7 protein-coding genes and 1 rRNA gene are annotated in these 8056 nt (G+C 38.7%); 6 read left to right on the plus strand and 2 right to left on the minus strand.

The genetic code is table 11. From position 1 onward, the window contains the following. Nucleotides 1-13 precede the first annotated feature (13 nt). From ectB to ACLIBH_RS08455, 3 genes are all read left to right on the plus strand, one after another. The gene (gene ectB, locus ACLIBH_RS08445) at nucleotides 14-1267 is read left to right on the plus strand and encodes a diaminobutyrate--2-oxoglutarate transaminase (RefSeq protein WP_439316274.1); all 1254 of its coding nucleotides are present in this window, start codon (nucleotides 14-16) and stop codon (nucleotides 1265-1267) included. Nucleotides 1268-1735: 468 nt separating this feature from the next. Further along, nucleotides 1736-2452, plus strand: coding sequence for an N-acetylmuramoyl-L-alanine amidase CwlD (cwlD, locus tag ACLIBH_RS08450; RefSeq protein ID WP_439316267.1), 717 nt, complete (start codon nucleotides 1736-1738; stop codon nucleotides 2450-2452). Nucleotides 2453-3040: 588 nt separating this feature from the next. Further along, complete coding sequence (locus ACLIBH_RS08455) at nucleotides 3041-4096, plus strand: P-loop NTPase (RefSeq protein WP_439316268.1); 1056 nt, start codon at nucleotides 3041-3043, stop codon at nucleotides 4094-4096. Between the two features lie 104 nt (nucleotides 4097-4200). Here ACLIBH_RS08455 and gerD read toward each other — a convergent pair whose 3' ends face one another. Beyond that, the gene (gene gerD, locus ACLIBH_RS08460; RefSeq protein WP_439316269.1) at nucleotides 4201-4824 is read right to left on the minus strand and encodes a spore germination lipoprotein GerD; all 624 of its coding nucleotides are present in this window, start codon (nucleotides 4822-4824) and stop codon (nucleotides 4201-4203) included. Between the two features lie 242 nt (nucleotides 4825-5066). Here gerD and ACLIBH_RS08465 point away from each other — a divergent pair, with 242 nt between their 5' ends. Further along, on the plus strand, nucleotides 5067-5708 hold the full coding sequence (locus tag ACLIBH_RS08465; protein ID WP_439316270.1) for a KinB-signaling pathway activation protein: 642 nt from the start codon (nucleotides 5067-5069) through the stop codon (nucleotides 5706-5708). A 142-nt stretch (nucleotides 5709-5850) separates the two neighbouring features. Here the strand turns inward: ACLIBH_RS08465 and pdaB are convergent, their stop codons facing one another. Further along, nucleotides 5851-6609, minus strand: coding sequence for a polysaccharide deacetylase family sporulation protein PdaB (gene pdaB, locus ACLIBH_RS08470; protein WP_439316271.1), 759 nt, complete (start codon nucleotides 6607-6609; stop codon nucleotides 5851-5853). Between the two features lie 459 nt (nucleotides 6610-7068). Between pdaB and ACLIBH_RS08475 the strand changes: the two genes are divergently transcribed. Beyond that, nucleotides 7069-7281 carry a hypothetical protein gene (locus ACLIBH_RS08475; RefSeq protein WP_439316272.1) on the plus strand — a complete coding sequence of 71 codons (213 nt, stop codon included), beginning with the start codon at nucleotides 7069-7071 and terminating at the stop codon, nucleotides 7279-7281. A gap of 641 nt (nucleotides 7282-7922) precedes the next feature. Next, a 16S ribosomal RNA gene (locus tag ACLIBH_RS08480) occupies nucleotides 7923-8056 on the plus strand; the annotation flags it as partial.

Consider the following 8056-nt stretch of genomic DNA (forward strand, 5'->3'; position numbering starts at 1 on the left):
AGGCGAAAAACAGATGAAAACATTTGAAGAGCTTGAATCGGTAGTAAGAAGCTATAGCCGAGGGTGGCCAACAGTCTTCACACAATCGAAAGGCTATAAGCTTTGGGATATAGATGGGAAAGAATATATTGATTTCTTTGCTGGTGCAGGCACGTTGAATTATGGCCACAACAATGAAGCTATGCAAGAAATAGTGATTGATTATATACGCCAAAATGGTGTAATTCATAGTTTAGATATGGCGACAAAGCCAAGAAAAGAATTTCTTGAACGTTTTAATGAAGTGATTTTAAAACCGCGTAACTTAGATTATAAAGTTATGTTTCCTGGTCCAACTGGTACGAATGCAGTGGAAAGTGCCTTGAAGATTGCCCGGAAAATAACGGGAAGACAAACGATAATTAGCTTTACGAATGCGTTTCATGGCATGACGATCGGCTCATTGGCGATAACTGGTAATGCAATGAAACGTAGAGGTGCGGGAATTCCGCTGGACAACAGTGTGTTTATGCCATTTGATGAATATGTTGATGGGCAAAGCTCAATTGACTATTTGGAACGTTTTATACAGGATCAAGGAAGCGGCATTGATTTACCTGCAGCGATTATTTTAGAAACCGTTCAAGGGGAAGGCGGCATTAATGCTGCGAGCCTTGAATGGATAAAACAAATCGAAAAATTGTGCAATCGGTGGGGAATTTTATTAATTGTTGACGATATCCAAGCTGGTTGTGGCCGGACAGGAACGTTCTTTAGCTTTGAAAAGGCAGGAATAAATCCCGATATTGTTTGTCTGTCGAAGTCAATCGGTGGCTTTGGATTACCGATGGCTATTACGCTTATCAAATCACAATTTGATCAGTGGAGTCCAGGAGAGCATAACGGTACGTTTCGAGGCAATAACCTTGCATTTCTATGTGCCACGGAAGCGTTAAAGTATTGGGAGGACGACGCATTCAGCAAGGAAATATCCAAAAAGTCAAATTTCTTACGTTCCTCTATTAATGCGATTATTAACAAGTACCCTCAATTGCAAGCTACCCGACGGGGCAGGGGATTCATGCAAGGTATCGCAATTGGAATTCCGGAATTAGCAGGAAAGATATGTGCGCAAGCGTTTGAAAATGGTTTAATTATCGAAACATCTGGTCCAGATGATGAAGTAGTCAAATTTCTTGCACCATTAGTTATAGATAAAGAAGGACTGGAAAAAGGTTTTGAAATTTTAGATATGAGCATTAAAGAAGTTCTTGATCGCCAAAAATGACACGTATAAAATTATGGCGAGGTATTATTGGTTGCAGATGTTAAAAAGAAGGCAAATAGTCCATCAGTTGATGCGTGCTACTTGCCTTCTTTTTTGGTTCTTTGTTAAATGATGTTGGTGATGTATTGTAAGTCGAGGAATACCTAATCATGAAGTAAAACGAAACATGAAAGCTTGCGCTCTGATTTCGCTTACTTGCACTACAGCCGATAGGCTTTCCACGGTTACGGCCTCAGCTTCTGTAGCTCCTCTATCCGATTCGCTACAGCGATCTTCGGACGCGTGCTATTTCCGCAGGAGTCCGAAGGTTTTTCGTTCCAGTCAGCTTAAAGAGGGCTAATAGCCTTATTGCACACACTTCAATTATGGGTACTTTAATAAACCTTCGTGTACAAGCTATTGACAGTCATAATCACCGAACCTGTCCCATAAACTGTTAAAAAGAGACGTAAGGGGCGAAGGAATGAAATGCAAAAAAGAAAGTTCCTATTGTGGATTGCGGGCTGTGCACTCTTAGCCTTTTTAATACAGTTTCCAATAAAAGAAAACGACCCGGTATGGAATACATGGACACTTCCTCTCACAGGAAAAGTGATCGTTATTGACCCAGGACATGGTGGGCCTGATGGTGGAGCAGTAGCGGCTGATCAAACGTATGAAAAGGATATTGCGCTTGCTGTTGCACAAAAGACGAAACACTACTTGCAGCAGTCGGGTGCGCTCGTTTATTTAACGAGAGAAAAGGATGAAGACTTGGCGGGAGAACATACAAAGGGACTTGCACGTAGAAAGTCAGAGGATATTCGAAACAGACTTGAATTTATTCATGATAAGGAAGCGGATTTTTTTATTTCTATTCATTTAAATGCACTTCCATCTTCACGGTGGCACGGTGCACAAACGTTTTATTACAATAAATTTGAAGAAAGCAAACATTTAGCGAAAATGATTCAAGCAGAAATTACTCGAAACATGGAAAACACAAAGCGAGTTGCATTGACTTTAAATAGCATGTATTTGTTAAAGTATGCAGAAGTTCCGGGAGCACTCGTTGAAATCGGATTTTTATCAAACGAAACAGAACGAGAGCTATTGAAAAAGGAGGATTACCAGCAACAAATGGCAGGGAGTATTTACAATGGCATATTAAGATATAGTACAGAAGAAGCTGACGAAGTCGAATAATCATATAAATCCCGTCTAAATGAAAAGCGCCGTGATAAATTCAAATCCCTTAGATTTTTTGGATTTTTGTGTGGAAAGTTAGGAGACTCTCCAACACGAGTGAATGGAAGATGTGATGCTCCAGCGGGAAGAAAGAGAGCGGTGAGCCTCCGCAGTGCATAGCAAGCGGAGGCTCATCGTTTGGCCGCGAAAAGCGCTTATATTCCATGAGCGGAAATGTTAGAAAATTTCTCCATCTAAACGATTTGTATGAGTAAAATGTTTGTGGGGGAACAGATGCACGAATCTAACTAGATAATATGTGATCAATTTTACTTCGAACGATATACACATGAATAACACCGTTGATATTCACTGCAGGTGGATGCTTTCCGCGGGCACGGAAAGCGTAGTGTATATCTACTGCGGTCGGTAGGAATCAATACTAAAATTAACGAATACAAAGAGCGGTTTTATAACTTCTTAAAATAACACCCACAAATACTTGACTCAATCAAACGATTTCCCGGATACCCGATTTTTTTTGAAGTATGTTATACTAACGTTGATGTACAGGATGTACAAAGCTAAAAAGGACGGTGGCTCATTTTGTTGACGAAGGAAGAAGTTATTGCACTTTTGAATCCAGTTAAGGATCCATTTTTACATAAAACACTAGAAGAAACTGGTGGAATAGTTGAAATATCAATTCGGGAAGAGAAAAAACATGTAAGTGTCAAGCTCGCAATTGGTAAGCCAAACACTGCAGAACAAATGCAGCTGCAGCAAGAGCTCGTTGGTATATTGAAAAGAAACGGGGCAAATACAGTTGGGCTTCGCTTTGAATCACTTCCGGACGAAGTCATTCAAAAGTTCCAGCCGACGGCAGAGCAAGACAATTCGATATTAAGTGGCACAACTAAACAACCGCATTTTGTTGCGATTGCAAGTGGAAAAGGCGGGGTTGGTAAGTCGACCGTTACCGTTAACTTAGCGATGGCCTTAATGCGTTTAGGAAAAAAAGTCGGTATTATTGATGCGGACATTTATGGTTTTAGCGTACCTGACATGATGGGTGTCGAAGAGCGTCCACAAGTGCGCGGCGAAAAAATTATTCCAGTAGAGCGCTTCGGTGTTAAAGTTATTTCAATGGGCTTTTTTGTTGAGGATAACTCACCTATTATTTGGCGTGGCCCAATGCTAGGGAAAATGTTGTCTAACTTTTTCAAAGAAGTAGAGTGGGGAGATTTAGATTATTTATTGCTTGATTTACCTCCGGGTACAGGGGACATTGCAATGGATGTGCATGATTTGTTGCCAACGTGTAATGAAATTATTGTAACAACCCCTCATCCAACCGCAGCGTTTGTTGCAGCACGGGCTGGACAGATGGCATTAAAAACAGACCATGAAATTTTAGGTGTCGTTGAAAATATGGCTTATTTCGAAAGTGAAAAAACGGGAGAAAAAGAGTTTGTATTCGGAAAAGGTGGCGGAGACAAACTTGCTGAAGTTTTAAAAACGAAAGTGCTCGGCAGGTTATCTTTACAACAGCCTTATGAGGAAGAAGATATTTTCGCTCCGTCTATTTATCAAGAAGATCACCCGAATGGGAAGGAATATCATAGAATAGCTGCAAAAGTAATTGCAAAAATGGAAGAATAATATGATGCGCTTTGCTCAGCAATAGACATGTTGAGCAAAGCTTTTTTCATGTGCTTAACCAGTCGCCTTTCTATATGAGAGAAGATAAGTAAAAGTGAAGGACGTTATTCTCCTTCACTCCCGCTCTCACTACCTTCACCGCCACCACCTTGCTGTTCGCCTTCTTTCCCTTTTTCCTGTCCTTGCTTTTCGGCAGCCTTTAATAACGTTTCTTTCATTTTCTCTTGAAATAATGGTGTTTCTAACGTTTGCTGGATCGTTTCTTCTAAATGCGCCCGGAATTGCTGACTTTTAATTAAGCTAAGTATGTGCTCGGAAATTTCAGGGTTTTGCAGGATTTCAATCATTTGCTTTTGGTATTCCGCGTCATTCATCAAGCTTTTCATTAGTTTTTTTTGTTCATCCTCTAATGACTTAGCATAATCCTTTACAAATGAAGGGTCCTTAAATAAATTTTTCCACATTTCAGCGCCTTTTTCCGAAACAAGTACGTTATTTATGGAGTCCTGAACGAGATCGGACTCAATGACGAGTTGTTTCTTTAGTTTTTCATCTGAAAGTATTTCGGTAAGCGCCTTTTTTCCGTCTTCTGTTTGTAAAATATCTACAACCATTTTCTTTGTCGTTTCATAATTGGCTTCTTTACCAGAGGAGTCTTGGCCATTGCAGGCAGCAATGAAAATAACGAATAAACAAATGGAAAATAGTGCATGGATAGAACGTCGCATAAGGTCTTCCTCCTTCATATGTTTAATATGAGTCATGCATAAAATTATATGCACGTTAAAAAGGAAAAAAGAGTAGGTTCATGTTAAAATAGCTACTGGATAGAGAAAGATCAAGTTGTTCGTAAGCATGTGAGTGTCCATTTTTATTGAGAGGTAATATGCGTGGAGCAGGTTTACCGAGCCTTATACGAATGATTTTTCTTCTTGTGTTTATTATGAACTGTTAGCAGGAGGCAACCGGATTGAAGAGTCGAAGCGTCGTAAAAATGTTTACAAACACATTAATTATAGGTGGTTTCGTTGGGTTGATTACAAGTTTCTTTGTAAAAACAAATGACTATATGGATGTACTTAGCCCATTTGATTTTAAAGAACTTAGCGGATTAGTTGTATTTTTTGTAGGAATCGGACTCGTATTTAGTGTCGTAAGCCAAACAGGCTTTTTTGCCTACTTATTCATTCATCGATTTGGTTTAAGCTTATTTCGCTCCTTTTGGCCAACTGTCCAAATTTTATTAATCGCTTTTGTTCTATTTGACTTAGTTTATTTTCCTTATAATGCAACAGAAGGGGAAGTGGCGGTATGGTGGTTTATTCTCATGGCTGCAAGCTTGCTCGGATATGGATGGCTTGTTGCACGAAGAAAAGCTAAAGAGACAAATCAAAACGCATTTATCCCCGCGTTGTTTTTAATGGTCGTTATTACTACAGTTGAATGGGTTCCGGGCTTGAGAGCGAATGGTACGGATTATGCGTGGCTCATGATTATGCCATTGCTTGCCTGTAATACGTATCAGCTGTTTGCTTTGCATCGGTTAGCGGTTGATAAAAATGGGAATTCTAGCAAGAATAGCAAAGGTGAATCAAATAAGAAATCGAAATGAGTTGTCACTCCAGCAGGCTTGTGCCTAGAGTTAATTGCTGGAGTGATTTTTATTGTAATACGTCGTACGTTGTAGTGGATGTAAAGAAAATTCTGGTCGGTAATGTGCAAATGATCGATTTTTAATAAAAAAGGTACCCGGTCTATTCAACCAACTCTGCTTGTGCATGTGCTTGGTTCATTAATTCTGTAATCGATACAAATGCAAACCCTTTCGTTTTCAATCCAGGTAAAATTGTATCTAATGATTTAGCGGTTTGCTTCGCCGAGTCCGATGCATGTAGTAAAATAATATCTCCATTTGAGGTCTTATCCATTACGGTATTAATTATTGCTGTAGAACCAGGGTTTTTCCAATCGTTCGGGTTAATATTCCAATGGATTACGTTAAAGTTAAGCTCTTTTGCCAGCGTAATAATCTCTTTGTTAAAATGACCGCTCGGCGTTCGTAATAATCGAACATCCTTATACCCGAGTTTTTTGAATACTTCTATAGCATGCAGTAAGTCTTTGCGTACCTCATTAATGTCTTGGTCTAAATAACTTTTATAACGATAGCCGAGCATACCTAGTTCATGTTTGTTCTCTACGATTTTCTCTAAAATGCTCGGGTGACGTTCCGCCCATTCTCCACTGACAAAAAAAGTGGCTTGTACATCGTGCTGATCTAGTTGCTTTAATATATCGTACACTTTTTCCTCACCCCAACTAATATTAAAAGTTAGTGCAATGCTGTTTTCATCGGCGTTACCTTTTGAGAGCACTGCAGGCTCGTCTGTTGAAAAGACGGAAAAAGTACCATCACGTTCTAGCCAAATGAATATAGCTGCAAAGAAAGCAAATAGAACAACAATGAACCATCGTTTCCAACGGGGAAGCCGCCATACATAAAAATGCTGCATAATATCCCATCCTTGTACCTATTGTTTTATCATCTTAATATTTAATATTTATGATTACTGTAATAGAAATATGTACAAGCAATCATAAATAAAAAACGATGAAGCATATAGACGGGGAGCGCACCATGTAAAATTGAGCAAAAATGAAATTATAACCCCTCCTATATATAAAAAGGACTAAACGAACAATTACGTAGATGGATGATTGAATAGAAGAAAGTAAATAATACGAATAAACGACAAAGCGCTTCCGTTTTTTACAAAAAGGCTTAAAGTTTTTTAAATTAGGGAATAGAGACCTTTGAAAGGATAAGAAGCTGCTCGTAAAGTGAAATGTTAATTATTAGAAAACAGCCCCCCATTCATTGAAAACAGTTTTTCGTATAAATATATAGTATCGAGATGATGATATAAGTAGTATTATTACGACTTTATTTAGAATTGTAAGAGGTGAAAGTCATGCTTGGATTATTAATTAATCATTTAGAACATAGGGAAATAGAATACTTAATTAAAAGAGAGCTAGAAGAGATATTATTTGATTTGGAAGATCCACGTATAGATCCGTCGGTAAAGTTAGCTATGAAAGATAGGTATCGAACATTATTTCAGCTTTATCGGAGAGTAGCTGATCCGAATGAATGTTATAAATATGTCTTACCGACAAAATAACTTATAATACGATGTTTTCTAACGCGTTCCCCCCTTGGCTGTATTTTGTTTACGTGGCGTTTGTTTTAAAAAGGAACTGTTGATATAAAGCTCTCTTTCTATTGTGCTCTTAGAAAGATCGAGCAATACTTGATCTCTTTACGTGAAAACGTAACACGGAAATTGAAACTTTGCGCCCTTATTCCAGCCTTTATAGAAGTTGGAATAAGGGTGCAAGCGAATCGAGGCAGGTTTTTTGTAGTTTTCAATTGAATAGAAAGCTCTGTTTTTATACTTATTAACACGTGCCTCCAAATGAATAGCACGAAACAATGATAGAGAGAACTTTTTATTTTTTTATAAAATAGTGTTGCCATTATTATTTTTTTATGATATATTATTTTCTGTTGTCATTTAAGCGCACGTTTTGACAACTGGCAGTTGACATTTTTACATGAGCGTGTTAACTTATAAATCGTGCTAAAAAAAGCAAGACATTGCTCCTTGAAAACTGAACAAAACAACTCGTATGTCAAGAGACGAAGAAACACCTCCGTGTTTCTTCGGAAGGTCAGCCTTTCTATTATGAAAGCTGACGATAAATGAAACAAGCTAAGACAATTGTATAAGATTAACGGTGTTAATCTTATTTCAAACTTACTTTTATGGAGAGTTTGATCTTGGCTCAGGACGAACGCTGGCGGCGTGCCTAATACATGCAAGTCGAGCGCGGGAAGCAGACGGAATCCTTCGGGAGGAAGTCTGTGGAACGAGCGGCGGATGGGTGAGTAACACG

The sequence above is a fragment of the Virgibacillus sp. W0430 genome, assembly GCF_051846935.1.
Taxonomy (GTDB): Bacteria; Bacillota; Bacilli; order Bacillales; family Amphibacillaceae; genus JBPYCR01.

Bases quoted from the DNA above. Each gene is read 5' to 3' on its own strand.
- ACLIBH_RS08475 (WP_439316272.1), top strand. From the start codon at position 7,069: ATGCTTGGATTATTAATTAATCATTTAGAACATAGGGAAATAGAATAC.
- gerD (WP_439316269.1), bottom strand. From the start codon at position 4,824: ATGCGACGTTCTATCCATGCACTATTTTCCATTTGTTTATTCGTTATT.
- ectB (WP_439316274.1), top strand. From the start codon at position 14: ATGAAAACATTTGAAGAGCTTGAATCGGTAGTAAGAAGCTATAGCCGA.
- cwlD (WP_439316267.1), top strand. From the start codon at position 1,736: ATGCAAAAAAGAAAGTTCCTATTGTGGATTGCGGGCTGTGCACTCTTA.
- pdaB (WP_439316271.1), bottom strand. From the start codon at position 6,609: ATGCAGCATTTTTATGTATGGCGGCTTCCCCGTTGGAAACGATGGTTC.